Genomic DNA, 26,922 nt, shown 5'->3' with positions numbered 1-26,922 from the left:
CAATGATCTAGGTATATTTCGGCAATACTATCACAAAGCTTAGCTTTTAGGAACTGTCAATATTCAGAACACAAATATATTTCAGTTACGTAATTTAATCTATATATGCCAACAATTCTCTTTTATAGACACATAAAAAAACGGATGTAGACTAATTCTACATCCGTCCTTTAATGATTAGGAAATTGCCTTTTTATGCAGTTTCATTTTTAGTTTTTCTAACATATCTATCGTCATTTTGGCTAAATCATACTCTGCTTTGAAGCCCCACTCTTTTTGAGCTGCGTCAATATTTAAAGAGTTTGGCCAACTGTCTGCAATCGCTTGACGCACTGGATCAACCTGATAATCCATTGTGAAATTTGGCAAATGCTTCTTGATTTCAGCTGCGATTTGTGATGGTTCAAAGCTCATCGCTGTAATATTAAAGGCATTGCGATGAACGAGCTTACTACCATCTGCCTCCATTAAATCTACAATAGCTTGTAAGGCATCTGGCATGTACATCATATCCATAAACGTACCTTCCTGAATATAAGATGTGTACTTACCTTGCTCAATTGCTTCATAGAAAATTTCTACTGCATAATCAGTTGTACCACCACCTGGAGGTGTTACATAAGAAATTAATCCAGGGAAACGTACACCACGTGTATCAACACCAAAACGATTGAAGTAATAATCGCATAATAATTCACCCGCTACCTTATTTACACCATACATAGTTGTTGGACGTTGCAAAGTATCCTGCGGTGTATCTTCCTTCGGTGTAGATGGACCAAATGCTCCAATTGAACTTGGCGTGAAAAATTGCATATTTAACTCACGAGAAACTTCCAATGCATTCATTAAACCGCCCATATTTAAATTCCAAGCTAACAATGGATTTCTTTCAGCTGTGGCTGATAGTAATGCTGCTAAATGCATCATCGTATCTGCACCAAAGTCCTTTGCTAAATCGTGCATTCTTTGTCCATCTGTCACGTCCAATATTTCAAATGGGCCCTTAGTATGTTCAAGCTTTCTAATGTCTGTAGCAAGTATATTGTCCTCTCCATAAATACCACGAAGTTTTTCTACAAGCTCAGAACCAATTTGACCAAGTGCCCCAGTAACAATAATCTTTTTCATTTCTCAAAACCTCCACATATGAACAATTGTACTTGCTGAAAGTACAAATATATATTGATAAACATTGATTTAATAACACTTTCAATGAAACTCATTATAATGTGTTCGTTTTGAAAATACAACAATTATATTAATAATATTCATTAAAAGGAACATACAATCCCTTACTTCCAGTATATGAGCACTCAAAAAATATTGTGCTACAAAAATATAAAAAATACAATTGTACACCTCAAAAATACAAAAAATTAAATCTTTCATAAACTAGTTTTGTAACCACGCAAAAAAAGAACCTTCTTTGCTAATTTCCGCAAAAAAGACTCCTTTTCAACATTATTCTTTAATATTAAATTAGATTGAAAAACGTTTAACAGCAATTTGCAAAACTTTTGATACTTTGCGCAATTCTTTAATGTAATTATGGAATTGTTGTTGAGCTGTTAATTGATCTGCTGTTAATGTAGCAACATGCTTAGTGGATACGGCATTCGTATCCGATATAGCTGTTAACATAACCGCATCCTCACTCACCTTTTGGGTGTGAGTGGCTATCTCTTGAACTGTAGCAGATACTTCCATCATATAAGGCTTGATTGTATGTACTTTTTCTAAAATTTGATCAAAACTTGTCGCTGTTTGTCCTGTTACGGCAACACCTTTTTCAGTAGCCAACAACACGCCCTCCATCATTTGTACTGCATAGCTCGAATCTAAATGGATGTTTTGTACAATGGATGTAATCGTTTGTGTTGATTGGACTGTTTGTTCCGCAAGCTTCCGCACCTCATTGGCTACAACCGCAAACCCCTTTCCATGTTCTCCTGCTCTTGCTGCTTCAATGGATGCGTTTAACGCTAGTAAGTTGGTTTGTGCTGTTATTTTTTCTATGACCTCAATCATTTGATCGATTGATGAGGCACGCTCAACCAAGTTAAAGATAGCTGTATTCGACTTTTCTACGGCCTGCTTAATGACCTGCATTTGCATTAAATTAGCCTGTACAATTTCAGTTCCACTCTCAGCATCTCTTGCTGTTTGATGCGCAAAGCTTTCCACGACCTGCACTTTTTCTAAAATGACTTGTACATCATTTAAAACTTCCTCTAAAGAAGCTGTATTGGAAGCCAATTTACTAGTAGAAGCAGCCGTTGAATCTGAAATAGATTGTACATCTTTTGCTATTTTTAACGTTGTTGTTGATGATTGCTCTGAGGATCCTTGCAATTTACCTGTCATTTCTTCTACTTCATAGGCGCTGTCCGTTACAGTATGGAGTAGGTGTTTTACCTCTGTGACCATTTGATTGTAAGACAGTACTACCTCACCAAGCTCATCATGGGCAACATAACTTGCATTCGCAGTGAAATCGCCTTGTTCTGCTCGTTTTAATAATGATTTCAATTGACGTGTTGGTACATTGACTGCCTTAGTTGCGATAAATCCTATCAGAATGACAAGCAACACCACCGCTAAGCATACGCCACCTAGTAACCAATAACCAAATTGCACATCTTGTTGATAATACTTCTGTTGATCCTTCGCTTTTTCAACCAAATAATTTTGTGTTTCTTCTAATAATGTATGGCTTTCCTGACTTATTGGTAGAAATGTTAGCGAATAGAACTGCTCTAGCTCACCTTGGTTCAATTGCTTATAACTCTCAATCAATTCTCCTTGCTTCTTCAGCAAGGATTTAAATTTTTTAATTTGATGACTCATTTTTTTATCAATTTCTTGGCTATCCAATTGCTTTAAAGGCTGTGCCATCTCTTTTAAAATAACCGTCATTTCTTGATAGTCACCCTGAGCATCTACGATAAAATCTAATTGACGCTGTGATTCTTCTAGCTCATTCAGCCAACCGATTGGGACAAGTCCCTGTGTGTAACTCTCACTTGCATGCCACGACATCTTCCTTAAATAATCCACACTAAACACACCCAGCAATACATTCGATAATACACAAACAATCATGAGTACAAGTAACTTGTCCTTCACCTTTATGAAACGGAAAAAATGCATGATCCTTGGCTCCTCCTCCAACTCTTACCAATAATGATAGTATGAAGATATAAAGCCAGTGTTATGTTTTTGTAAAGATTGCAAGAAGAATTAAGAATTTATGCCCATTATCTAGTTTTATATAGGTAATTTACCACACAAATAACTCCCTACCATTGATCCTTAATTATACTATTTCTGCCACCGTAACCTTCCATGCATTCCAAACGTTTATCGTATTAATAAAGAATGGAGGTATTATATTTGTCTCAACTCAAGAGGTTGGATGTAAGTTTAGTAGTTCATTTTCTTCTACTAGGTGGGATTAGCTGTCTTTTTGTCCACTCCAGTAGTGTAAATTAAGCTCCTTCATCATCAATATTATCGAACATCATGCTTATGGGAATTGTTATGACTATTCATAAGTCTTATAAAGGTAATATGTTTAAAGTAGAGGACTAACAAAATGCAAGTAGAGAAAAGACCTTCCTATTCTCTACTTGCTAAATTAAAAGGGAGGATTAATTAGTTAAAAACTCCTTAATACTAGCATTATATTGATCGATAAATATTTTCGCTTCATTATTAGGTAGTTTTAATGCGGCTAATGCGGCACCGCCAACTGGTAGGCTATAAGCACCCATAAAGTCATACTGATTGCTATTATTTTTATCAATGGAGGCTAATTTTTCAATAAATAACGTCAATTCATTAAAAACTCCACCAGCTAGCACGACTTTGACACGCGTATCTGAAAACGGATTTTTTTTGTAACAAGCATCTATACTTTGATAAAAAACATGGCACACTTGATCCAGAATCGTGTTCGCTACAGCATCACCTCTTTTAGCGCAATCAATGGCAATCTTACTTAAAGGAGAGATTGTATCTCTCGGATGTCCTTTTCCATAAACAATTTCAATTATTTGTGGAATCGATTGTAATTGAAAATAATTTAATACTGAGGATGTGAGGCTCGTTTCTGGCCCTCTTTTATCAAATGCTTTAAACACCGCTTTTAATGTGCGAATACCAATATCATAGCCACTGCCTTCATCATCAAAAATATAGCCCCATCCTGCCGTACGCTCAACTCTGCCAGACGAATCTATACTTAATGTAATTGCACCTGTACCAGAAATCTGTACAATGCCAGACTGACCTAATGTACCAGCATACAGCGCGTTCAACCCATCATTCGACAGTGATAATTGACAGCCTTCAGGTAATAGCGAGGTTAATAATGTGTGGGTAATTTCCTCATTATTATTTTCCGTTACGCCAGATAGTCCCGCATGGCACTTCGTAATTTGATGAAAATCATAAGGTTGTTGTCTTTTTAAATCAATTATTAGTTCTGTTATCGTCTGCGTAAATTGCTCTAAGCTCATAGATGTGGGATTACTTTTACCTGTTTCTGCTAGTGCTATAACTTGCCCACGAAATGTTGAGATTGTCGCAATTGTTTTTGTTCCACCACCGTCAATTGCCAAAACATACAAGTACCTTCACCTCTATACGATTTTAATTGTAGAAACAATTTCTCCTACTTCCTGCCCTGCGTCATTACGCACAAATGCAGGAGACAAGGCTTTAATACGCTCAATCGTTTCTTGATTTGTATACTGAATTTGTTCCATCTAGTTGACATCTACCACCCACCGCTAATTACTCCAAGGCTTTTAGAACCATATCAATATTCTTTACAGCTTATTTACACTATCCACAACCACATCGAGTATACGATCAAGATCTTCTTGTACAATATTAAGTGGTGGTGATAGCGTTAAGACATTATTAAACCCTGCAACAGTTGCTCCATTTTTTCCAATGATAACCCCTTGTTCTTTACATTTGGCAATGACAGCATTCACCTTCTCCACTGGTAAAGGTTCTTTCGAGACTTTATCTGCAACTAATTCAATCCCAATTAATAAACCTTTGCCACGCACATCTCCTACATTTAGATGATGCTGCAATTGTTGCTGCAATGTTTGTAGTGTTGCAGCGCCAATTTCCTTGGAACGCTCAAACAACGCTTCTTGCTCAAGAATTTCAATATTTTTTAATGCAACTGCACATGCCACAGGAGAGCCTCCAAACGTATTCACATGGCGGAAATAGCTGTATGCATCTGAGCCCTTAAACGCCTCATAAATTTCACGCTTCACGGCTGTTGCTGATAATGGTAAATAGGCACTTGTAATTCCTTTAGCCATCGTAATTATATCTGGCTTAACACCGTAGTTCATAAATCCAAAAGGCTTACCTGTTCGACCAAAGCCACAAATAACCTCATCCACAATCAGTAAAGCACCATGCCTTTTACACACTTCCTCAATGCCTTTTAAATAATTCTCTGGAGGCATAATGACACCGCCACCTGTAATAATAGGCTCTAAGATCATAGCTGCAATTGTGTCACTCAGTTCCCATGTCATCGTTTTATCTACAGCCTTTACACTCGCTAAATCCAATGGCGCAATAGCATCGCTTTCATGCTCACGATATTGATCAGGTGGTGCGACATGGATAAAACCTGGAGATAGTGGCTCGTATTTATATTTGCGCTCCGCCTGCCCCGTTGCCGCTAAAGCCCCAAAGGAGTTACCATGATAAGCACGGTAGCGTGAGACAATTTTATAGCGTGAGCTTTGTCCTTTTTGCTGATGGTATTGCCGAGCAATTTTAAAGGCTGTTTCATTCGCCTCTGATCCACTATTGGAGAAGAAAATAACGTAATCTCCACCAAGTAGTTCATTTAGCTTCTCAGCTAATTCCACTGCAGGCAAATGACCCTGAGATAAAGGTGCATAAGCATTTTTCATCATTTGCTCATGTGCCGCATCTGCTAACTCTTTCCGTCCATAGCCAACATTGACACACCAAAGCCCTGCCATTGCATCAATATATTCCACACCATCTGTATCCATAATTCTTGCACCATCAGACCTTTCTACTACATATGTGGCTTGCGGATTATATGGTTTCATAGAATGCCAAACATATTGCTCATCCTTGGATAATACATCACTTTTAAGATTTGTCTGTGTCATCATCAAACACCCCTCACTATATTAGTTTTTCGCATCATTATTACTTGGGAACGCAAAGGAACTTGTTGTATCCTCCGTTTCATCTGGCCAGCGCTCAGAAATCGTTTTGGCCTTTGTAAAGAACCTTGCCTGATCTGGGCCAAACATATGCCCTTCACCAAACTTAGAACGTTTCCATCCACCAAAGTTATGATAGCCAACAGGGATTGGTATAGGTACGTTCACACCTACCATGCCGACTTCTATTTCCTCTTGGAATTTCCGTGCTGCTGCTCCACTGCTTGTAAACATGGTTACCCCATTGCCAAGCTCATGGTTATTGATTAAATCTATTGCCTCTTGTAATGAGTCCACCCCTACAACAATACGTGCTGGACCAAAGACCTCTTCTTTAAAGATCTTCATTTCCGATGTGACATTATTAAGGAGGGTTGGGCCAAGATAAAAGCCATTTGACGTTTCACATACTTTCGGATTTCTTCCGTCAATCACAAGATTTGCCCCTTCAGTGACTGCCTCATCGATAGAACGAATAATCGTTCCTTTCGACTCTTTAGTGATGACTGGTCCGAAATCGACGTCTTTTTCTGTATAGGGTCCAACCTTTAGTTGAGAGATTTTATTTTTTAATAGTTCCGTAAACCGTTGTTCGGTATCTTTGCCTACAACAAGTGCACCTGAAATCGCCATACAGCGCTGTGATGCTGCACCATACGCTGCTCCTAAAAAGGCATTCGCCGTTTGTTCTAGGTTGGCATCTGGCATCACAATCATAAAGTTCTTCCCACCACCAAATGCCGCAACACGTTTATTGTGCTTTGTTCCTGTTTGATAAATATATTCAGCAACAGGTGTTGAGCCAACAAATGAGATAGCTTGAATCTCTTTATTTTCTAATAGTTCATTGACAGCCTCTTTATCTCCATTGACAACAGTCCAAATGCCATCTGGTAAACCTGCCTCTTTCCATAATTGACTTATATAGAGAGCGGACATCGGTACGCGCTCTGATGGCTTTAATATAACGGTATTTCCTACTGCCACAGCCATGCTTGTAATCGCAAGCGGTACCATAACAGGGAAATTAAATGGTGCGATAGTTGCCACTACGCCGAGTGGTGATTTGGCAGAAAAGGCATTTATATTACCACCTACATTGACTGAGTACTCTCCTTTTAGCATTTGCGGTGCACTGATCGCCATATCAACAGATTCAATACCACGAACGATTTCACCTTTTGCATCGTCCTTTGTTTTACCACTTTCCTGACAAATCACATCGATAAGCTCTTCCTGTTTTTCTACTAACAACTGACGGAATCGATGTAACACTTCTACCCGTTTACCAATTGATCGTTTTTTCCATGCTGGAAAGGCTTCTTTTGCAAGCTGAATAGCATGCTTTACCTCATCTCTTGAAGCAAGTGGTACTGTTGCAATAACCTCTCCTGTTGATGGATTATAAACCTCTGAAAATCGGCCACTTGTACCAGCTACCTCTTCCCCTTGGATAAAATGTGTGAGCGTTTTCATTTCTTGCTGAACTGTCATAATTAGACCACTCCTTTATCGTATTATTGTTCAAAATCGAATTCTTCTTTGCTAAAAATAGAACTTGATTCATCGGGTTGTTTAATCGTTTTTTTCTTTTGAGTAAGTACATAGAAAATCATCACAATAGCGACGACAACGCATGTAAATAAAATTTGTGAGCGCATAGACTCTATAAAGAACATCGCCATTAATAAAGCTGTTGTAGCGAGTATTGTGAAATACGTTAAATAAGGGAAAAACCACATCTTCACCTTTAATAGCTCTAAATTTTCTTGTTCAATCTTGCGTCGCATTCTTAATTGTGAAAAGGCAATGATTAAATAAAGTATTAAAGTAATCGCACTACAAGAGCTCAGTAAAAACATAAAAACTTTATCTGGTGAAACATAATTCATAATGACTGCAATATACGAGAAAAATGTTGCTGCTAAAATGGCATTGACAGGTGCACCCTTTTTGTTTAATTTTAAAAATGCTTTTGGCGCTTCTCCCTTTTCTGCTAAAGAAAATACCATGCGTGATGTTGCATAAAGTGCTGAATTTAAACACGATAGCACCGCTGTTAACACAACAAAATTCATAATTTGTGCGGCAGCAGGAATTCCAATATAATCGAGTACCGCTACATAAGGACTTGTTAAAATATCGGAGGAATGCCAAGGCAATAGCGTTACTACAACCGCTATAGAGCCCACATAGAAAATTAAAATCCGCCAAGTAATGGAATTGGTAGCTTTCGTTACAGCAGCTAATGGTTCATCTGATTCACCAGCAGCAATGGCCACAATTTCTGTTCCCATGAAGGAGAAAATAACAATGACGACACCCATTAGAACAGCACCAAAACCATTAGGTAAAAAACCACCTTGCCCGACTAGATTGGTCATACCTACAGCATTAAAGTTTGGGGCGATGCCAAAAATAATGAAGGCACCAAGACCAAGGAAAACCACTATACTTGCAACCTTAATAAGAGAGAACCAATACTCAAACTCACCAAATGCTTTGACAGAAAGAACATTCGTTAAAGTAAGTGCTACGGTTAGTAACAAACTTAATAGCCATAAAGGCATCCCGTCATACCAATATTGAATAATGGCTGCCGCTGCTGTTGCTTCTAGTGCAATCGCAATGACCCAGAAAAACCAGTACAGCCATCCAATCATAAAACCTGCCCACGGGCCAATGGCTTCATGCGCATAATGTGCAAATGAGCCACTCGTTGGATTAACAGCTGCCATTTCGCCTAGCATACGCATAACTAAAATAACGATAATTCCTGCAAATATATACGATAAAATGGCCCCTGGACCAGCTAAATTAATAACTGAACCACTCCCCATAAATAGGCCAGCACCGATTACTCCTGCAATAGCAATCATCGTCATATGCCGCTTCTTTAACCCTCTTTGTAAATGCGTTTGTTGCTCCATATCTGTCACCCCTTTTAGTAGATTGCTTGATCGCTTACAAAAATTTTACATGTTTCATAACGTTGAAGTAATAGACAAACTGTAAAATTATATACTTTTGTTTTAAACATAATGTAAAATAGACTAAATATTCTTAAAATACTATATCCACGAATTTATAAGAAAATATAAATCATCAGACAGAAAAAATATACAATGCATACAACTAAGGGAGGGGCTAAATTGAGTCCGTTTCAACTTAAAGTACTAGATGTTTTGGAAAATAAGTATTTTCATAAGGCAGAGGTTGTGGCAGGTCATGAAGGATTATCAAGGATTATCAAATGGGTACATGTTCTTGAAATCGTACAAGTTGATCATTTTTTAGTTGGTGAGGAGTTAGTATTAACAACAGGAATTAGTCTCCAGCATAGTATCGCTAATTTTACCGCATTTGTAGAAGCCATCATTCAAAAAAATTGTGCTGCTCTTTGTATTGAGTATGGCTCTTATATTCAGACCGTTCCAAAAGCAATACTAGCACTGGCAAACCGGCATCAGTTTCCCATTATTGTTTTTCATGAGGCAGTTCCTTTTGTTCGTATTACGCAGGATTTACATAGCCAAATTATCAATCAGCAATATTTAATGATTTCTTCGCTAGAATCTTATGCACAAGCTTTGAACAAAAATGCTGTCTTAGGACAAAACACAGAAGATATTTTACAAAATATGTATAATGAATTAAAAACACAAATCATGTTTTCCATTAAGGGACGCAATCCTATTTTTTTCCCCAATACGACACACCAAAAACGTCAGCAGCTATTAACATTGAACAAGTCTGCTCAGCAATTTAAACATGGGCCTATTTTTATCTTTGATCAGCATTATGCAGATTTAACACTCTATCGAGAGGATGGACTATTTTCAGAGTTTGAATTATTAATATTAGATCGTACAGCAACGGCGCTGGCACAGCTATTAATGCGAGAGTTTTATATTGAGGAAAAAAAGAATATTGAGGATGCTACAATTTTAGTCGATTGGATTGATCAAAAATTATCTAAGGAAGAAATCTATAAATTTATCGTTACACATTACGCGGGCTATACACAATCTAGTGGAGCTGTCTTTATTTTATCCTCTCCTACTACAATGACAAAGACACAGGAGGATATGGTCTATAGTAAGCTTTATTATCGAAATCTCTTTGAGCAACATGGATTTATGCCCTTTTTATTCGAAAGAAAAAGCTATATTATTTTTATTTTACTTCATACGAAAGACAGTAAAGCTATTCGTGACATATTGAATAGCATTTTTTCCACACTGCCCAATACCGACTTTTATAAAAAGCAGCAAGCACAAGGTTTTCAAATAGCCGTTGGAAAGGTTGTTTGCGATGTAGAAGAAATTCCTAAAAGCTATCAAACTGCTTTAGAAACTTTATATATTTGCCGTAAAGTGCAAACGTCCTCTTTCTTTTATGATGATTTGCATTTATATCATTTAATCTATAAATTACAAATGCAAGTGAATTTACAGGAAGTGATTTACGATTATTTACAGCCCGTTATTGAGTACGATAAAAAATACAATAGCAAGCTTCTTGAAACATTACAGGTTTATTTACAAACAAATGGCTCCAAGCAGCAAACAGCCAACCAATTATTTATTGTTCGTCAAACACTCTATCACCGCTTAAGAAAGCTTGAAGGTTTACTAGGTGAAAATTTCATGAAAGGACATAACCGCATTACATTAGAATTTATGCTATTGGCAAATTCATTGATTGAGGATAAGGGCTAGAAAAAAGATGGCACGCTCAAAAGATTACTCCCTCTTGAGCGTGCCCCTCTATTAGCCTTTCACGACAACATCATGATATAGTCCTGGTCTACGGTCGTCATAAACTGGAATTCTTCCACGTACTTCATCGACAATAGAAAAATCTACATCAATCACCGCTACTTCTTCATCCTCTGCACCGATCCAAAGTACTTCTCCCCAAGGCTGTATGATCATCGATTGGCCATTAAAGTTTTCTACCTTTTTTGAAATGCGATTAACTGCTATTACAAAACATTGGTTCTCAATCGCACGAGCTTGCAGCAATGTTTTCCAATGATCAATCCTTGGTGTTGGCCACTGGGCTGGTACAAATAATACCTTTGCTCCTTGTAATGCGTGTGCACGTAACCATTCTGGGAAACGAATATCATAGCAAATGACCCCAGCAGCTTCAATATCTCCTAGAGCAAATCGATTCATTTCATCCCCTGCTTCTAAGTAGAGATGCTCATCCATTAAACGGAAAAGATGTGCTTTGCTATATTCCCCTACAAGTTCTCCATTGCGATCAAATGTATACATCGTATTATAAAATTTGTCGCCTTTCTTCGTTGAAACAGAACCACCTACAATATGTACACCAAGTTCCTGTGCTAATTCAGCCAAGAAGGATTTCGTACGTTCACCATCGACATCCGCTAGTTCAGGCAGCTTCTCTAACGCATAGCCTGTATTCCACATTTCAGGCAGCACAATGATTTCTGCTCCTTTTTTTGCCACTTCTCGAATCTTGTCCTCAGCTCGTGCAAAATTTTCTTCTACTTTGCCAAAGCCAACATTTAATTGAATACAACCGATTTTCATAGCCATTCCTCCTCTAGACAATTAACAAAAAAAGTAATACTATTTGCTTCATATTCTTCAATAATAATTATTATATTCTGAAAAAGGTGATCATGCATGGAATTCTCTAAAAAACTACAGCAACTACCCACTCAATTTTTTGCAGCGTTAGTTCAAAAAGTAAATAATGCCTTAGAAGAAGGTCGCGATGTCATTAATCTTGGTCAAGGAAATCCCGATCAACCAACGCCCCCTCATATCATTCAAGCATTACAGGAGGCGGCTGAAAATCCACAAAATCACAAATATTCACCATTTCGCGGTATCGCTGAATTACGCCAAGCAGCTGTCGACTATTATAAACGTGAATATAATGTGAATCTAAATCCTGACACAGAGGTAGCGATTCTTGGCGGGACAAAAATTGGACTCGTTGAGCTACCTTTAGCCGTATTAAATCCAGGTGATACAATGCTCTTACCAGACCCTGGCTATCCAGATTACTTATCAGGTGTCGTATTAGGTGATGTCCATTTTGAAGTGATGCCACTTTTAGCTGCAAATGATTTCTTACCTAATTATCATGCATTACCTGATGAAATGAAAGAGAAGGCGAAGCTACTTTACCTAAATTACCCGAACAACCCTACAGGTGGTACAGCAACACTTGCATTTTTTGAAGAGACCGTTCGCTTTGCGAAGGAACACAATATTATCGTATCACATGATTTTGCTTATGGGGCAATAGGATTTGACGGTAATAAACCTATTAGCTTCCTACAAGCTGAGGGTGCAAAAGAAGTAGGAATTGAAATGTACACACTCTCCAAAACTTATAATATGGCAGGCTGGCGTATAGGCTTCGCTGTCGGTAATGCCGACATTATTGCTGCCATTAATCTAATTCAGGATCATCTGTTTTGTAGTCAATTCCCTGCTATTCAACAAGCAGCAGCAACGGCACTTACAGCTTCCCAAGAATGTGTGGATGAACTGCGAGCTACCTATGAAGGTCGCCGCAATGTACTCATTGAAGAAGCTCAAAGAATTGGTTGGCATGTAACGGCTCCAAAAGGCTCCTTCTTCGCATGGCTCCCTGTACCATTCGGCTATACTAGCGAGCAGTTTGCCGATTTATTATTGGAAAAGGCTGATATCGCTGTAGCAGCAGGCAATGGTTTCGGCCGATATGGCGAAGGCTATATCCGTGTTGGTTTACTTGTTAGCGAGGAACGCTTACGTGAAGCAATCCATAGAATCGAACAATTACAATTATTCAACCCTTAACCATGACATGAGGCTGGGACAAAAGTAAAAATGTTAGACCGATTATAAGCTCGGTCTAACATTTTTTAATTCAGTAAGGAACATGCAGCTCAGTGAAAAGAAAAAGTTAGTATCATTTTCGCTATTTTTCAATTTTCCTTGGCTGCTGTAAACCGTGTTCTAATGGATAAAATTGAACATGGCCTGTTTCTTCATCAAATTTTCGAAAGTGCTGGATGCCTTGAACCTCAGCTAGCACTATGTCAGCCGTAATAACAGGGTTCCCCCTCTTCATTAAATGCCCCCCTGACACGATGCCCCATTGATCACTCATAGAACCATGGAAATGTGTTTCATATCCCCCATCGCGCTTACATACTACGCCAGAGCCTTGGATCAATTCAAGTGGCCCCTCTTTTTTTATGACATCGCTAAAACTTACGTTAATCTGTGATGTTTCATCAGGTACTAAATAAACAAAGCTACTCTTTTGAAGGCTACCTATACAGCTAACAATTGTTGCTGACTCAATATGGTTCTCCTCACAAAGTGCCTCCATTCCTTCAATAATGTCTGTACCCATTAGCAATCGAGCACTCACAACCTTGCCAAATGAACCTATACCATAATTAACTCTTACAGACATTGCTATCCCTCTTTCATGACGAAATATTATAATAATATAAAAAATTTAAAAAAATATTTATTGACTTACTATAACCTATAAATTATATTAGTTCTATCGGAATTACAAAAAAAATATGATAAATCTCTTATCAAGAGTAGCTGAGGGACTGGCCCTATGAAGCTCGGCAACCTCCTTTTAGAAGGAAGGTGCTAAATCCTGCAAACGATTATCGTTTGATAGATAAGAGAGGACATTTTTTCATGAGCCTCTCTTAGTTTGTAAGAGAGTTTTTTTATTTTCAAAAACCGATAAAAACAATCTTGGAGGTAGTTTTCATGAAAAAGAAAAATAAATTTTTAGTAGGTTTAGCAAGTCTTACATTAGCAGCAGCTCTAGCAGGTTGTGGCTCTAAAGAAGAGAGTAAAGGTCAAGCTGAAGCAATTAATGAAAATAAAATCGTCGTAGGTGTCACGTCTGGTCCACACGAACAAATAGCAGAAGTTGCAGCGAAAGTAGCCAAAGAAAATGGGCTAGAAGTAGAGCTTAAATCATTTTCTGATTATGTTTTACCTAATACATCCTTATCTGAAGGTGATCTTGATGCGAATAGCTATCAACACGAGCCTTTCCTCGATACGTTTAATAAAGATCATGATACAGATTTAGTACCAGTAGGCAAAACGATTTTAAATCCAATGGGTATTTACTCTGAAAAATATAAATCCTTTGAGGACATTCCGGATGGTGCAACATTTGGTTTACCAAATGACCCAACAAATGGTGCTCGTGCCCTCTTTGTTTTACAGGAAGCAGGCTATATAAAATTAAAAGATGGGGCAGATTTAACAGCCTCTATCCGTGATGTAGAAGAAAACAAAAAGAATTTAAAATTCATCGAATTAGAGGCAGCTCAAATTCCTAAGCAGCTTAGTGAAGTAGATGTAGCAGCTATTAATACAAACTTCGCATTGGAAGCTGGCATTAATCCTAAAGATGACGCTATTCTTTTAGAATCTACTGACTCTCCATATGTGAACTATATTGTGGTACGTGCAGAAAATGAAAATGACCCAACAATTAAAAAGTTCGTTGAGGCTTACCAATCTGATGAAGTACGTCAATTCATTGAAGAAGAATTCAAAGGTTCAGTAATCCCTAGCTGGTAATACATTCAGGAAGCTTCTAGTAGCTGAAGAATCTGCCGAAATTCCTCTATGGAAAACGAGCAGATTCTTGCTTTTTAGGAGCTTGAGAAAGGAGCAATCAATCGGATGATTCAATTACAAAATATCTCAAAAGAATATAAGACGAAAAAAGACATCATTAAGGCTGTAGATGGAATAAATCTCCATGTAAAAAAAGGACAAATTCATGGTGTGATTGGCTATAGTGGTGCAGGTAAAAGTACACTCATTCGTTGCGTCAATCTACTAGAGCGACCTACAGCTGGAAAAGTGTTAATCGACAATGTGGACATTACTGCCCTTTCTCTTCATGAATTACGGCAAACACGCCAAAAAATCGGGATGATTTTCCAACATTTTAATCTATTAAAAACGGCAACCGTTTACAATAATATTGCTATTCCTTTAAAGCTACTTGGCTATAACGAGAAAGAGGTAAAAAACCGTGTGGCTAAATATGCTGAAATTGTTGGATTAACAGACAAACTAGACAGCTACCCTAACCAACTTTCAGGTGGGCAAAAGCAACGTGTTGCTATTGCACGTGCCTTGGCACAGGAACCAGAGGTTCTACTTAGTGACGAAGCAACAAGTGCACTCGACCCTGAAACAACCGAAGCCATTCTTGAATTGTTGTTAAAAATTAACCGTGAATTAGGTATTACGATCCTGCTGATTACACATGAGATGAATGTCATTCAGAAAATATGTGATGAGGTTTCTGTTCTTGAATCAGGAAAAGTGGTGGAATTTGGTACGGCTATTGAACTTTTTGCTAAACCGAAGCATCCTACAACGAGAAAGTTTTTAAATACGATTTCACAACGTAATTTATCCCCTTCCCTGATCGAGCAGTTAAATGTTTCAGGCAGTGTCATTCGTTTAACCTTCCTAGGTGAAAGTACTGGTAAGCCATTACTAGCAGAAGTTACGAAAGTGTATGATGTACAACCAAATATTTTAACGGCAAATATTATTGAATTAAAAAACGGCATTGTTGGTAACATTGTGGTGCATTTACATGGAGAACTTCACATTGTCCAAAAGGCACTCACATATTTTACGGAAAATGGCGTCGCGGTGGAAGAATTAGGAGGTGAATTCAATGAGTAGTATTCAAAGCTTTTTTACAGATTGGTCAGATGTAATTGGCAAATCAATTATCGAAACATTTCAAATGGTCGGAATTTCTTTATTGTTTTCCATTCTCATTGGGATTCCATTGGGGCTATTAATCGTATTAACACGACCAGGTCAATCCTTTGACAATAAATTTTTATATCAATTTTTTAATTTAGTCATTAATATTATACGTTCTGTTCCATTCATCATTTTATTATTCTTCATCCTACCTTTTACTAAGCTGATCGTCGGCACAACAATTGGGGTTAAAGGTGTTATCGTTCCGCTAGTTGTCTATACAGCTCCTTATATTGCTCGACTGATGGAATCTGCGCTATTAGAGGTGGATTCGGGAGTGGTAGAAGCCTACACAGCAATGGGTATTAAACGTCGCCATATTATTTGGCATGTGCTATTACGTGAAGCTCGTCCATCTATTATTTTAGGCTTAACAATTGCCACAATTGGTTTAATCGGTGCTACGGCTATGGCAGGAATGGTTGGTGCTGGAGGTTTGGGTGACCTCGCCTATCGTTATGGTCATTTACGCTATGAGGTCGATGTTATGTATGCAACTGTCTTTATCTTAATCATTCTTGTGCAAAGCATTCAATCCATCGGCAACCGCTTCGCTGCGAAATTGAAAAAGGATTAAGAGGAGAATGACAATGACAACTGAAATTTATGTAGAGAAAAATGGTTATATTGCAACGTTAGTGTTAAACCGACCTGATAAACGGAATTCCTTATCAAAGGCGATGTTTCAGAACATAGTAGAGCAACTTGAGCAGTTACGTGTAGATTCTTCTATTAAGCTCTTAATTGTCCGTGGCGTTAATGAAGTAGCCTTTTCATCTGGTGCCGATATTAGCGAGTTTTTAGATATTCGTTATGCCGCGGACAATGCCAAAGCCTATAATGATTTGGCTCTAAAGGCGATTGATACCCTCTATAAATTTCCTCACCCGACGATTGCTATGATTCAGGGTTTAGCCATTGGTGGTGGCTTAGAACTAGCCAACGCATGTGATTTTAGAATGGCGACACCAAAGAGTAAGCTAGGCATCACAGCGGCGAATATTGGTATTGTCTATAATCTTGAAAGTACAAAGCGTCTCATCAATCTTGTTGGTGTTGCCAAGGCGAAAGAGATTTTATACACAGCCAATATTTTTACAGCACAAGATGGAAAAAACATCGGTTTAATCACAGCCTTACATGAGCCAGAGGATATTGAAAGTGCCACGCTGCATTTTGCTGAACATCTATTAAGTAAATCATCCATTGCAAACGCAGGCATCAAAAAAATGATCCAAGCAATTGTAGATGGTGAAAACGAAGAAAGCGATGAGCTGGCACAGATCGTTCTTAATTCATTTAGTTCAGATGATTATAACGAAGGTATTCAAGCCTTCTTAAACAAAAGAAAGCCTATTTTCAATAAATAAGTGAGGTAGTAACGATGACAAACATAACTGATGGTGATCTACTCTTAAAAAATATTACTGCACAAGCCCCCTTCCCCATTTGCTTTGCAGATTTAGAAAAGGCCGTAGCGGAAAAAATCGAAGCTGGACCTTTTGGCTATATCCGTTCAGGTGCTGGTGGTGAACAAACACTGCGCAATAATCGTGCAGCTTTCGAAAAGTATTCTATAGTTCCTCGCTTTTTAAAGGATGTTTCAAATGTTCAAACATCGATTAATTTGTTTGGTAAAACATACCCAACTCCATTGCTCTTTGCTCCCGTCGGCATGAACGGAATGGTTCATGATGAAGGTGAGCTTGCTGTAGTACGTGCTGCCGAGCATTTAAACATGCCCTATATTCAGAGCACCGTTTCCACTTATGCACTTGAAGAAGTTGCTCAAGCTGCTCCTTCTGCAACAAAATGGTTTCAATTATATTGGTCTACTAATGAAGAAATCGCTTTTAGTATGGTGGCACGAGCGGAGGCAGCCGGATTTGAAGCGATTGTCTTAACTGTCGATACAGTAATGCTTGGTTGGCGTGAAGAAGATGTCCGCAATCAATTTTCACCATTGAAGCTAGGCTATGCACGAGGCAATTATATGAATGATCCCGTTTTTACAGCCACTTTACCTGATGATTCATTCGAGTCCTACGTACAAGGTGTCTTGCAAAATGTCTTCCACCCAACACTTAATTGGGAGCATGTTCGAGAATTAAAAAAACGTACAAACCTTCCTATATTATTGAAGGGAATTTTACATCCTGAAGATGCGAAGCTAGCTATCGACAATGGTATTGATGGCATTATTGTATCAAACCACGGTGGCCGTCAATTAGATGGTGTTATTGGTTCACTTGATGCACTTCCTGCTATTGCGAAAGTTGTGAATGGACAAATTCCTATTATTTTAGATAGTGGTGTCTATCGTGGCATGGATGCTTTAAAAGCACTTGCTTTAGGAGCGGATGCCGTTGCAATTGGACGCCCTTTCGTCTATGGGCTAGCCCTTGAAGGACAACAGGGCGTCGAAAAGGTGATGACCAATCTTTATGATGAATTAAAAGTTTCCATCGCTTTAGCAGGTGCAACCTCTATCAAAGGATTACGCAACATCACATTAGTCAAACACGATGGGACTGTGGTTAAATGAAACAAGCATTACAAGGATTAAGAGTTGTTGATTTATCGCAAGTATTAGCTGGTCCTTATTGCACGATGGTCTTAGCAGATATGGGTGCAGAGGTTATCAAAATTGAGAAGTATCCAAATGGAGACGATACCCGTACAATGGGTCCTTTTATAAATGAAGAAAGCCATATGTATATGATGGTCAATCGCAATAAGAAAGGGGTTTGTATTAATTTAAAAACGCCAGAGGGATTAGCTTTATTTAAAGAACTTATCCAATCTGTTGATGTCCTTGTGGAAAACTATCGACCAGGTGTCACAAAAAAGCTTGGTATTGATTATGACACATTAAAAGCTATCAATCCTGGTCTTATTTATTGCTCTATTTCAGGCTATGGACAAACGGGTCCGTATAGTCAAAAGGGTGGCTATGATATTATGGCACAGGGTCTGAATGGCTTAATGCATATGACGGGTGAAGCGGATGGTCGACCTGTAAAAGTCGGCTTTGCCGTGAATGATATTGCTGCTGCTCAAACAGCATTACAATCTATTTTAATGGCCTATATTTATAAGCTGCGTAGTGGCGAGGGGCAATATATTGATGTTTCCTTAGTGGAATCAGGTCTAGCATGGACTGTATGGGAGGCCGCTGCTTACTTTGGACATGGCGAACTACCGGAGCGGACTGGAACAGCACATCGGGTATCCGCCCCCTATCAAGGTTTCAAAACGCAGGACGACTATATTTTAATAGGTGCTGGCAATCAAAAGCTATGGGAGATTTTTGCAACAAAAGTTATCAACCGACCTGATTGGTTAGACAATCCCCTCTTTGCTACCAACTATTCACGTGCCCAACATGTGAAAGTACTGGAGGCAGAAATTGAGAGCGAATTAATCAAGCATCAAGCTACTTACTGGCTAGCGCTATTGGATGAACACGGCGTACCATCTAGCCCAATCTATTCCTACGATCAAACATTAAATGATCCACATATTCTAGAGCGTGGCATGGTCTTGTCCTATGAGCACCCAACTGCAGGACCAATGCGTACATTAGGCTTCCCAGCTAAGTTCTCACAAACACCAGGTCATCTAACAAGTGCAGCTCCTACTTTAGGACAACATAATGAGGAGATTTTACAGGCTTTGAATATCTCCGCTGAAGACATTCAGCAATTAAGAACAGCCAAAATTATAGGTTCGAAATAAAACTATCGACTACTTTCAGGTGGCTATCAATCAGTTATGAACTGCTATCGACTATTTTTTCACTTCTATCCACCACTTTCAACTTTCTATCACACAAAAAGGCTTCCCCATCCATGAGGAAGCCTTTTTCTTATTGAATAACGCCTAATTCACGACCAACTTTTTCGTAAATCGCAATCGCATCATCCAGCATTTCTTTTGTATGTGCCGCTGTTGGCATATTACGAACACGTCCTGTACCTTTTGGCACAGTTGGGAAAACAATTGATTTTGCATAAACGCCTTCTTCAAAAAGACGTTTTGAAAATTCCTGTGTCAGCTTTTCATCCCCAATGATACAAGGCGTAATCGGTGTTTCAGATGCACCGATATTAAAGCCAAGCTTCTCCAGTCCAGCTTTTAAATAGTTGCCATTATCCCAAAGCTTATCGTGCAGCTCTGTTGAATCAATCAGCATTTGTACAGCTGCTGTAATGGCTGCTACATCACCAGGTGGTAGAGCTGTTGAGAATAGGAATGGACGAGAGCGAACTTTCAGCCAATCAATTAAATTTTTCTTACCTGCTACATAGCCACCCACAACACCAATAGCTTTTGATAGTGTACCAATTTGGAAGTCAATTTCTTTTTCTAATCCAAAATGCTTCACAGTTCCTTTGCCTTTACCTGTTACACCTGAACCATGTGCATCATCGACATACGTAATTAAATCAAACTCTTTAGCAATTTCCACAATCTCAGGTAATTTAGCAATATCACCATCCATTGAGAATACACCATCTGTTATGACCATGATTTTATTGTATAATCCTGATTCTTTAGCTACTTTTGCCTTAGCACGTAGGTCATCCATATCGGAGTGATTAAACGCAATGATTTTCGCCTTTGATAAACGACAACCATCAATAATAGAGGCATGGTTTAATTGATCAGATAGAATCGCATCATTTTTATCCATCACAGCTGAAATGGCTGCCATATTACAATTAAAGCCAGATTGATAAGAAATAGCCGCTTCTGTTCCTTTAAATTCAGCAAGCTTTTCTTCTAATTTAACGTGCAAATCAAGTGTCCCGTTGATTGTACGAACAGCACCTGCACCAACACCGTATTTATCAATTGTCTCTTTGGCAATACGCTTTAATTCTTCATTTGTTGCTAAGCCAAGATAGTTGTTAGAGGATAAGTTAACAAGATTTTTGCCACGGACTTGAATAATCGGGCCATTAGCTCCCTCTACTGGATCAATTTCATTGTATAAGCCTTGTTCATGTAAGGCTTGTAGGTTTTCATCTAAAAATGCATTCAATACTTTTGACAAGCGTATCATCCTTTCCTAGGAAAACTGTTCTAGCTCCTAGTTTAGCACATGCAAGCCATTAGCTACATTACTTTGTTAATCTTTCGAATAATGGCGCTGTTTTTTCACGCCATAAGGATGCGGATAGACAATTATCCACTAGACGGCGGATTGTATATTCGGCTTCAGCATAACGCTTCGAATGACCCATTGCATCCTGGATAGCTTCTTTGTAGTGTGCTCGAACTGCCTCAATTGCTGTTTCTGCCTCCTCTGAAAGTGCACAATGTTGCCCAATATCAAAAATTTTGTCCCCTAATCTACCATCCTGTGGATCAAAGACATGGGGCTCTGTGCTATCAAAGATACAGAAATTAAGCTCTGGAATAATGACCATATCCACTGAACCTGCATCTAAACCACACCATATAATTTGTGCATCAAGACCTCTAGCATTAGCCTCATCCGCTAAACCCTTCATTAATGAAGACTTACCTGTACCAGGCTTACCTTTAATCATGAAGCGAGTCGTTATACTTTTTGTAATACTTTCAACGGTATTTTCCGCACCTCTAGGCGTTAGTGTTCCAAGTAAACGATGTGTCCGTATACCCGTTTTATTTAAAACAATTGACTGGAACACTTCTGTCTTTAAATTTTCCACTTGTTCATTTAATGCCTGCCAGTTCATACAGCTTTGCGTGATAATCTCCCAGTCATCATGAAGCTTGATTGCCTGATCCAGCTTTGCAATACATTTTTCACGCCAAGTTGCACGCTCCTGCATCGCCTCAGCAAGCTGCTCCCCAACCTTTTCAAGCTGTACTTCCTCTAAACAATCATAAAAGGACATGACGCGATGCTTTGTACCGAGTAAAGTTGGCTCGATATTCCATTCAGAGGCCCATACAAAAAGTCTATTACAGCCCTTTACATAAACGGCCTCAACTACTTCCTCTAATAAAGCATGCTTAAACCATTCGACTGCAAAGCCCTGCTTCACATAAAAATACCCTAGCTCTTTTAACAGCTCTGATCCTTTAAATGTGGGAGCACCTTGCAAAAAGTAAACAAGCTCCGCCTCTTCTATCATCTCTTTATATAAATGTTTCACACCTTGCCCAGTCAATGCGTGTCCAAAATAATACGTTACATTTCCATTCAAATGTCGTTCCTCCTTTAGCTTCTGCCCTGCATTATATGAAAGAACGCTAAAAAAGATGAAAAGCTACTTCTATCTTTTACAGATCTAAGTAGCTTCATCGTTTAATAGAATGGCTTCATTCCTTCTATATGCCCAATACATTTCATTAATATTTTACGACAATACGGTAATGAATATTGCACAATATAGCCTGAGGTTAGAGCGATTAATACCGTCCCTACGCCAACTGGTCCTCCTAAAAGCCAGCCAACAATGGTCACCAGAACTTCGATGCCCATTCTGGCTGTTTTAATCGAGCCACCAAACTTTTCAACAAGTATCATCATTAAAGTATCTCGTGGACCTGCACCCATATTCGGTGCAATATACATCCCACAGCCAAAACTCAAAACAAATAAACCAATGATAAAATATGTAATCTGCAAGCCATAAACATCAGTAGATGGCAGCACCAAATTAAATACATCAATGAAGGAGCCGATGAGCAGCATGTTCAGCCAAGTGCCTATCTTTGGCCATTCACGTAACACAATCGATGTTGAAGCAACTATAAAGAGCCCTGTTATAATAGACCATGTCCCAATACTTAACCCAAAATTTTGAAATAACCCAACATGCAAGACATCCCAAGGGCTTGTGCCAACAATCTTCCCCTTTATCGACATCGTGATGCCAAGTGACATCACAATTAGGCCACTAATAAAAAATGTCCAACGCCACCCCATTATCTTACGCATTTCCTATCCCTCTCTCTATGCATGATATTGCTCTAACTGTATCACATTTTCTATAAAAAATTGAGAGACTGCGCTTGTACTTGATTGTCCATTATACATAAAGAAACTACCCATTCTCTCACACATGGGTAGTTGTAATAGGGGCAAGCTGTGCCTTTGTCATATTTTTCAAGTCGTCTAGCTGAACATGGATTTGCATACCTATTTTCCCCGCACTCACAATAATACTATCTTGCCCTAGGGCAGATTCATCTATTACTGTTGGATATAACTTCTTCATCCCCACTGGTGAACATCCGCCACGTACATAACCGGTATAACCAAGTAAATCCTTTACCGCTAGCATTTCGATTTTCTTTTCCCCTACTACCTTTGCGGCAGCTTTTAAATCCAGCTCCTCTGCCACTGGAATGATAAATACAAATAGCTTTTGTGCGCTTGCCTTTGCTACCAATGTTTTAAACACACGCGTGACAGGGTGACCAATTTTTTCTGCAACAGAGACACCATCAACTTGACCGTCTCCCGTTTCATATTCAATCACATCAAAATGGATTTTTTGTTGTTCTAATAATCGAATTGCATTTGTTTTCGCATGCTTTGCCTTTGCCATGTCAATAATCTCCTATCTACAGCATCAGGCTATCAAAGAGAACATAGAGTCCGTGTCTGGACGATAGCCATTTTTCGTCATTTGAACATGAGCCGCATATTTTTCCGATACCTGATGGAATGTTCTTAATTTAAATGCAGTCTCATAGTTCTTACCGAAAATTGTATCTGCAAATGGATCCAATTTCAATTCCTTCGAGAAACGTTCAGGAACCTTCACTTCCATGATGTCACGTACAAAGGATGGTTCTTCTTCACCTATTTTGCCCTCTTCAGTATACGAATCGTTTAATATATGTTGTATTTGCGCATTCACGCTTTGTGCCACCTGTAAATCTTGAGGAGAAGGCTCTGTCGATGCTAATGCGGCATGTCGCACCTGCTCTAAAATTTGCAATGTGTCATTTTGCTCTGGATTGACGACAGTAGAAGATTCTGCGCTATCACTAGTACCTTCTTTATAGGATCGCTCATGAGCACGTACATTCTTTTCTGTTTGTCGCAAGTCTTCCATTATGGCTTGCTGTTGAGGAGTAACTTCTTTTGACTTTTCTTGTTGCTGCTCAAATAAGTCTTGATCGGTACGCCCTAACAGTAGATTTTCAAGTTCAAGCAATGCTGGGTTTTTCTTTGGCTGGAAATACATCGCATTTTTGCGATAAGCTTCTCCGGCTTCTTTTCGTTGCAAGATTTTTTTACGATTATATTGCGATGAAATTCTCTCTTGCTCCCTTAAATTTGATATTTTCATAGTTTTCACCTCGCCCTTCTATCTTCATATGCTAATAAGATACTAGATATGAAAATATCTTCTTTCACTATATCTATACCGTCTGAACAGTTTCTGTACACTCATTATCGGAATTTTCACTATTAAATTCAAGCAAAAATTAATACTAACCACCTAAAGAGATACTAATTATTTTTAGTGCTAGGTATAAAGACTCTATTTTTAAGCGTATAATCCATACATTCATTTTACAGTAAGCATTCTTTAAACAAAATTTTTATTAACGCAAAAAACAGCCCTTAAAACAGGACTGCTTTCTCATTTTTTAGGTCTAATTAAGATCCCTTTATAAGCTATATAGCCAAGCCATGCGCCAATCGTATTCAAAATTAAATCATCAATATCCGCAGAACCCACTGTAAAAATGAATTGAATGGTTTCTACAGCAAGACTAGCAAAAAAGCCCAAACAAATAATGACCCATGCTTTGCGAAATTTTTTCGACAATAATGGCAATAAAAAACCCATTGGCGTAAAAATTAATAAGTTGCCAAGAAGGTTAACGATTATGATATCCCAATTAAAATATTGAGAGTAGTTTATATAGCGGAGAATCGTTTCAAAGGGAACAAAATTAGTAGTTAGTCGCCAACTACTATAATCAAACAAACCTAAGTCGCCGATAGAATAATCGCCTTGCAATAAAACAACTACTACATTTACTAAGCGATCAATGACCAATTTATAAAAAGCTATAAATGAATAGATGCTAAATAAGATCCACCCCATGACCTTGAGGGGCAAATAATATGTATCAATGACATCTCGATACGGTAATGGGAGCTTGGCATTACCGTGAACATCCGTTATGTTGTTTTTAGACAAGCTTAACACCCACTTCCCTTTATTCCTTCCCATATTTTAATATGCTGCTCTATGGCATGCAAGTAGCTGAAAAAATTAATCATTCAAAAAAAGCTGCCTCTTAACAGCAGAGACAGCCTTTCAATAAGTATGTTTATACTGGGTTTACCCCATGCTTACGTTGTGAGAATAATAAGTATTTGGACATATAAAGCTCTAAGCGATTTTCTAACACCTTGCGTAACTCATTCGGCTCAATGACATCATCGATGATTAGCTCTGATGCTAATCGATACACGTCAATTTCCTCTTGGTATTCTTTACGTTTCTCAGCAATGAAGCTTGCTTGCTCTTCTTTTGGAAGCTCTGCAATTTTATTGGCATAAACAGCATTCACAGCAGCCTCTGGTCCCATTACGGCAATTTGTGCATTTGACAAAGCAATACAGCAATCTGGTTCAAAGGCAGGTCCTGCCATGGCATATAGACCTGCACCATACGCTTTACGCACAATGACCGTTAGCTTAGGAACAGTTGCCTCACTCATGGCAAAAATCATTTTCGCACCATGACGGATGATTCCTGCTTTTTCTACCTGAGTACCAATCATAAAGCCAGGAACGTCTGCTAAGAATAACAGCGGAATATTGAATGCATCACAAAGTGAAATGAACTTCGCTGCTTTATCAGCAGAATCGTGGAATAGCACGCCTCCCTTGACACGAGGTTGGTTAGCGATGATCCCAACGGATTGCCCATTAATACGTGCAAGACCTGTAATTAATTCTGGTGCAAATAATTTTTTGATTTCACAAAATGAATCTTCATCGATAATACGTTCAATTAATTTATACATATCAAAAGGAACATTTTGGTTTTGTGGAATTAATTCTTCAATAGATTTATCAAATGAAGCAGGTGGTTTAGGTGCCTCTATCTTACTGCGCTCAGCATAGTTATTCGGGAAGTAACCTAAATATTTACGAGCATACGTAATAGCCTCCTGTTCTGTTTTGACAAGTACATCTCCACAGCCTGATACAGAACAGTGCATTTTTGCGCCACCCATTGTTTCTAAATCTACTTTCTCCCCAATAACCATTTCCGCCATCCGAGGTGATCCTAAATACATAGAAGCATTTCCTTCTACCATGACAACGATATCGCAAAATGCAGGTATATAAGCACCACCTGCTGCGGAAGGACCAAATAATAAGCAAATTTGCGGAACTTTCCCTGACAGCTTGACTTGGTTGTAGAAAATACGTCCTGCTCCTCTGCGTCCTGGGAACATTTCTAACTGATCTGTAATACGCGCACCTGCTGAATCGACTAAATATAGTAATGGGCAATTCAGCTTTTCAGCTGTTTCCTGAATACGAATCATTTTTTCAACTGTGCGTTTTCCCCAAGAGCCCGCTTTAATAGTAGAATCATTAGCTAGCACACATACCGTGCGACCATGAATTTTACCTATACCTGTGACAACACCATCAGCTGGTAAATCCCCTGCTAAACAGTTTGCATAGAGGCCATCCTCTGATTGAAGACCATCATCTAGTAATAGTTCAAGACGTTCACGTACAAATAGCTTGCCCTGTTGTGCATTTTTATCATGATATTTTGGTAAACCACCTGTTAAAATTTTGTCCTTCATTGTAGGTGGCGTATTTTCTGTCGAGATATTGCTCATGTTTATTTCCTCCC

At 38.6% G+C, this 26,922-nt stretch carries 24 protein-coding genes and 1 riboswitch; of the genes, 8 read left to right on the top strand and 16 right to left on the bottom strand.

Features of this window, described 5'->3' with window-relative positions:
* Positions 1-177 precede the first annotated feature (177 nt).
* The 7 genes from AC6BKE_RS09615 to AC6BKE_RS09585 form a co-directional block, all read right to left on the bottom strand.
* Positions 178-1,131 (bottom strand): L-threonine 3-dehydrogenase, encoded by a 954-nt coding sequence (locus tag AC6BKE_RS09615; RefSeq protein WP_141903905.1) that lies wholly within the window; start codon positions 1,129-1,131, stop codon positions 178-180.
* Positions 1,132-1,482: 351 nt separating this feature from the next.
* Positions 1,483-3,153 (bottom strand): methyl-accepting chemotaxis protein, encoded by a 1,671-nt coding sequence (locus AC6BKE_RS09610; protein WP_271912321.1) that lies wholly within the window; start codon positions 3,151-3,153, stop codon positions 1,483-1,485.
* A 500-nt stretch (positions 3,154-3,653) separates the two neighbouring features.
* A complete protein-coding gene (locus tag AC6BKE_RS09605) occupies positions 3,654-4,634 on the bottom strand; it encodes an N-acetylglucosamine kinase (protein ID WP_499856687.1) in 981 nt (326 codons plus the stop codon).
* 12 nt (positions 4,635-4,646) lie between these two features.
* The gene (locus AC6BKE_RS09600) at positions 4,647-4,772 is read right to left on the bottom strand and encodes a hypothetical protein (RefSeq protein ID WP_268987977.1); all 126 of its coding nucleotides are present in this window, start codon (positions 4,770-4,772) and stop codon (positions 4,647-4,649) included.
* Positions 4,773-4,835: 63 nt separating this feature from the next.
* On the bottom strand, positions 4,836-6,188 hold the full coding sequence (locus AC6BKE_RS09595; protein ID WP_499856685.1) for an aspartate aminotransferase family protein: 1,353 nt from the start codon (positions 6,186-6,188) through the stop codon (positions 4,836-4,838).
* 21 nt (positions 6,189-6,209) lie between these two features.
* Positions 6,210-7,739 carry a CoA-acylating methylmalonate-semialdehyde dehydrogenase gene (locus AC6BKE_RS09590; RefSeq protein ID WP_499856684.1) on the bottom strand — a complete coding sequence of 510 codons (1,530 nt, stop codon included), beginning with the start codon at positions 7,737-7,739 and terminating at the stop codon, positions 6,210-6,212.
* A gap of 23 nt (positions 7,740-7,762) precedes the next feature.
* A complete protein-coding gene (locus tag AC6BKE_RS09585) occupies positions 7,763-9,175 on the bottom strand; it encodes an amino acid permease (protein WP_058843621.1) in 1,413 nt (470 codons plus the stop codon).
* A gap of 222 nt (positions 9,176-9,397) precedes the next feature.
* Here AC6BKE_RS09585 and AC6BKE_RS09580 point away from each other — a divergent pair, with 222 nt between their 5' ends.
* Positions 9,398-10,966, top strand: coding sequence for a PucR family transcriptional regulator (locus AC6BKE_RS09580; RefSeq protein ID WP_342544575.1), 1,569 nt, complete (start codon positions 9,398-9,400; stop codon positions 10,964-10,966).
* A 51-nt stretch (positions 10,967-11,017) separates the two neighbouring features.
* Here AC6BKE_RS09580 and AC6BKE_RS09575 read toward each other — a convergent pair whose 3' ends face one another.
* Positions 11,018-11,812, bottom strand: coding sequence for a carbon-nitrogen family hydrolase (locus AC6BKE_RS09575; RefSeq protein WP_036117447.1), 795 nt, complete (start codon positions 11,810-11,812; stop codon positions 11,018-11,020).
* Between the two features lie 96 nt (positions 11,813-11,908).
* On the opposite strand from AC6BKE_RS09575, the gene AC6BKE_RS09570 reads away from it, so the two are divergent.
* Entirely contained in the window at positions 11,909-13,078 is a 1,170-nt protein-coding gene (locus AC6BKE_RS09570; RefSeq protein WP_499856683.1) for a pyridoxal phosphate-dependent aminotransferase, read from the top strand.
* A gap of 121 nt (positions 13,079-13,199) precedes the next feature.
* Here AC6BKE_RS09570 and AC6BKE_RS09565 read toward each other — a convergent pair whose 3' ends face one another.
* Positions 13,200-13,703: a PPC domain-containing DNA-binding protein gene (locus tag AC6BKE_RS09565; protein ID WP_058843619.1), complete on the bottom strand. Its 504-nt coding sequence runs from the start codon at positions 13,701-13,703 to the stop codon at positions 13,200-13,202.
* A gap of 124 nt (positions 13,704-13,827) precedes the next feature.
* A riboswitch (SAM riboswitch) is annotated at positions 13,828-13,932 on the top strand.
* An 88-nt stretch (positions 13,933-14,020) separates the two neighbouring features.
* Between AC6BKE_RS09565 and AC6BKE_RS09560 the strand changes: the two genes are divergently transcribed.
* The 6 genes from AC6BKE_RS09560 (at position 14,021) to AC6BKE_RS09535 (ending at position 19,807) form a co-directional block, all read left to right on the top strand.
* Positions 14,021-14,851, top strand: coding sequence for a MetQ/NlpA family ABC transporter substrate-binding protein (locus tag AC6BKE_RS09560; protein WP_499856682.1), 831 nt, complete (start codon positions 14,021-14,023; stop codon positions 14,849-14,851).
* Between the two features lie 105 nt (positions 14,852-14,956).
* On the top strand, positions 14,957-15,982 hold the full coding sequence (locus AC6BKE_RS09555) for a methionine ABC transporter ATP-binding protein (protein WP_499856681.1): 1,026 nt from the start codon (positions 14,957-14,959) through the stop codon (positions 15,980-15,982).
* The gene (locus AC6BKE_RS09550; RefSeq protein WP_036117459.1) at positions 15,975-16,646 is read left to right on the top strand and encodes a methionine ABC transporter permease; all 672 of its coding nucleotides are present in this window, start codon (positions 15,975-15,977) and stop codon (positions 16,644-16,646) included. Before AC6BKE_RS09555 ends, AC6BKE_RS09550 begins: the two co-directional genes overlap by 8 nt.
* Before the next feature lie 13 nt (positions 16,647-16,659).
* Positions 16,660-17,439 carry an enoyl-CoA hydratase/isomerase family protein gene (locus AC6BKE_RS09545; RefSeq protein ID WP_058843617.1) on the top strand — a complete coding sequence of 260 codons (780 nt, stop codon included), beginning with the start codon at positions 16,660-16,662 and terminating at the stop codon, positions 17,437-17,439.
* 14 nt (positions 17,440-17,453) lie between these two features.
* Positions 17,454-18,614, top strand: a complete 1,161-nt coding sequence (locus tag AC6BKE_RS09540) for an alpha-hydroxy acid oxidase (protein WP_499856677.1) — start codon at positions 17,454-17,456, stop codon at positions 18,612-18,614.
* Positions 18,611-19,807: a CaiB/BaiF CoA transferase family protein gene (locus AC6BKE_RS09535; RefSeq protein ID WP_340833684.1), complete on the top strand. Its 1,197-nt coding sequence runs from the start codon at positions 18,611-18,613 to the stop codon at positions 19,805-19,807. Before AC6BKE_RS09540 ends, AC6BKE_RS09535 begins: the two co-directional genes overlap by 4 nt.
* A 130-nt stretch (positions 19,808-19,937) precedes the next feature.
* Here AC6BKE_RS09535 and AC6BKE_RS09530 read toward each other — a convergent pair whose 3' ends face one another.
* The 7 genes from AC6BKE_RS09530 to AC6BKE_RS09500 form a co-directional block, all read right to left on the bottom strand.
* Positions 19,938-21,137, bottom strand: coding sequence for a glycine C-acetyltransferase (locus tag AC6BKE_RS09530; protein ID WP_499856675.1), 1,200 nt, complete (start codon positions 21,135-21,137; stop codon positions 19,938-19,940).
* Between the two features lie 58 nt (positions 21,138-21,195).
* Positions 21,196-22,272 (bottom strand): nucleotide kinase, encoded by a 1,077-nt coding sequence (locus AC6BKE_RS09525; protein ID WP_036117469.1) that lies wholly within the window; start codon positions 22,270-22,272, stop codon positions 21,196-21,198.
* A 101-nt stretch (positions 22,273-22,373) separates the two neighbouring features.
* On the bottom strand, positions 22,374-23,009 hold the full coding sequence (locus AC6BKE_RS09520) for a YczE/YyaS/YitT family protein (protein ID WP_036117471.1): 636 nt from the start codon (positions 23,007-23,009) through the stop codon (positions 22,374-22,376).
* Between the two features lie 118 nt (positions 23,010-23,127).
* Positions 23,128-23,622, bottom strand: a complete 495-nt coding sequence (ybaK, locus tag AC6BKE_RS09515) for a Cys-tRNA(Pro) deacylase (protein ID WP_141903935.1) — start codon at positions 23,620-23,622, stop codon at positions 23,128-23,130.
* A gap of 24 nt (positions 23,623-23,646) precedes the next feature.
* On the bottom strand, positions 23,647-24,372 hold the full coding sequence (locus AC6BKE_RS09510) for a hypothetical protein (RefSeq protein WP_330493608.1): 726 nt from the start codon (positions 24,370-24,372) through the stop codon (positions 23,647-23,649).
* 297 nt (positions 24,373-24,669) lie between these two features.
* Positions 24,670-25,245 carry a VanZ family protein gene (locus AC6BKE_RS09505; protein WP_231744989.1) on the bottom strand — a complete coding sequence of 192 codons (576 nt, stop codon included), beginning with the start codon at positions 25,243-25,245 and terminating at the stop codon, positions 24,670-24,672.
* Between the two features lie 124 nt (positions 25,246-25,369).
* Positions 25,370-26,908 (bottom strand): acyl-CoA carboxylase subunit beta, encoded by a 1,539-nt coding sequence (locus AC6BKE_RS09500; RefSeq protein ID WP_058843613.1) that lies wholly within the window; start codon positions 26,906-26,908, stop codon positions 25,370-25,372.
* Between the last annotated feature and the right edge of the window lie 14 nt (positions 26,909-26,922).

This window comes from Lysinibacillus sp. COL-1, assembly GCF_059814265.1.
This window is presented reverse-complemented; position numbering and strand designations above follow the sequence as displayed.

Coding starts and splice junctions, on each gene's coding strand:
- AC6BKE_RS09615 (WP_141903905.1), bottom strand. CDS start 1,131: ATGAAAAAGATTATTGTTACTGGGGCACTTGGTCAAATTGGTTCTGAG.
- AC6BKE_RS09610 (WP_271912321.1), bottom strand. CDS start 3,153: ATGCATTTTTTCCGTTTCATAAAGGTGAAGGACAAGTTACTTGTACTC.
- AC6BKE_RS09600 (WP_268987977.1), bottom strand. CDS start 4,772: ATGGAACAAATTCAGTATACAAATCAAGAAACGATTGAGCGTATTAAA.
- AC6BKE_RS09595 (WP_499856685.1), bottom strand. CDS start 6,188: ATGACACAGACAAATCTTAAAAGTGATGTATTATCCAAGGATGAGCAA.
- AC6BKE_RS09590 (WP_499856684.1), bottom strand. CDS start 7,739: ATGACAGTTCAGCAAGAAATGAAAACGCTCACACATTTTATCCAAGGG.
- AC6BKE_RS09585 (WP_058843621.1), bottom strand. CDS start 9,175: ATGGAGCAACAAACGCATTTACAAAGAGGGTTAAAGAAGCGGCATATG.
- AC6BKE_RS09575 (WP_036117447.1), bottom strand. CDS start 11,812: ATGAAAATCGGTTGTATTCAATTAAATGTTGGCTTTGGCAAAGTAGAA.
- AC6BKE_RS09570 (WP_499856683.1), top strand. CDS start 11,909: ATGGAATTCTCTAAAAAACTACAGCAACTACCCACTCAATTTTTTGCA.
- AC6BKE_RS09565 (WP_058843619.1), bottom strand. CDS start 13,703: ATGTCTGTAAGAGTTAATTATGGTATAGGTTCATTTGGCAAGGTTGTG.
- AC6BKE_RS09560 (WP_499856682.1), top strand. CDS start 14,021: ATGAAAAAGAAAAATAAATTTTTAGTAGGTTTAGCAAGTCTTACATTA.
- AC6BKE_RS09555 (WP_499856681.1), top strand. CDS start 14,957: ATGATTCAATTACAAAATATCTCAAAAGAATATAAGACGAAAAAAGAC.
- AC6BKE_RS09550 (WP_036117459.1), top strand. CDS start 15,975: ATGAGTAGTATTCAAAGCTTTTTTACAGATTGGTCAGATGTAATTGGC.
- AC6BKE_RS09545 (WP_058843617.1), top strand. CDS start 16,660: ATGACAACTGAAATTTATGTAGAGAAAAATGGTTATATTGCAACGTTA.
- AC6BKE_RS09540 (WP_499856677.1), top strand. CDS start 17,454: ATGACAAACATAACTGATGGTGATCTACTCTTAAAAAATATTACTGCA.
- AC6BKE_RS09535 (WP_340833684.1), top strand. CDS start 18,611: ATGAAACAAGCATTACAAGGATTAAGAGTTGTTGATTTATCGCAAGTA.
- AC6BKE_RS09530 (WP_499856675.1), bottom strand. CDS start 21,137: ATGATACGCTTGTCAAAAGTATTGAATGCATTTTTAGATGAAAACCTA.
- AC6BKE_RS09520 (WP_036117471.1), bottom strand. CDS start 23,009: ATGCGTAAGATAATGGGGTGGCGTTGGACATTTTTTATTAGTGGCCTA.
- ybaK (WP_141903935.1), bottom strand. CDS start 23,622: ATGGCAAAGGCAAAGCATGCGAAAACAAATGCAATTCGATTATTAGAA.
- AC6BKE_RS09510 (WP_330493608.1), bottom strand. CDS start 24,372: ATGAAAATATCAAATTTAAGGGAGCAAGAGAGAATTTCATCGCAATAT.
- AC6BKE_RS09500 (WP_058843613.1), bottom strand. CDS start 26,908: ATGAGCAATATCTCGACAGAAAATACGCCACCTACAATGAAGGACAAA.